The organism is Niveispirillum fermenti (assembly GCF_048066175.1).
Taxonomy (GTDB): domain Bacteria; phylum Pseudomonadota; class Alphaproteobacteria; order Azospirillales; family Azospirillaceae; genus Niveispirillum; species Niveispirillum fermenti.
Window position 1 is genome coordinate 1 of sequence record NZ_JBLTXA010000147.1, and the last position, 300, is coordinate 300.

1 protein-coding gene is annotated in these 300 nt (G+C 62.7%); it reads right to left on the minus strand.

The window, feature by feature from the left end; genetic code table 11:
• Nucleotides 1-300, minus strand: a 300-nt coding sequence (locus ACM9LZ_RS26090) for a hypothetical protein (RefSeq protein WP_416622412.1), incomplete at both ends; no start/stop codon positions are given.

The following is a 300-nucleotide window of genomic DNA, read 5'->3' on the forward strand; positions in this document are numbered from 1 at the left end:
AACCGTCGCCGTGCCCGTCACCGACGGCACCACACTGTTCACCGGCGGGCTGTTGGTGATCTCCGTATAGGTGGAGGTGGCCGTCTGCGTCCCGCCCTTGCCGTCATTGGCCGTGACCACCACACGCAGATATTTATGCGCATCCGAGGTGGTCAGCGTGTAGCTGGAAGAGGTGGCACCCGTGATGGCCGTGGCATTCGTGCCGCTGGTATCGTCCGCCCGGTACCATTGATAGCTGTAGGACCGGCCATCACCATCAGGATCGCTCCAGGTGCCGTTGGTGGTGGTCAGGACATTGCC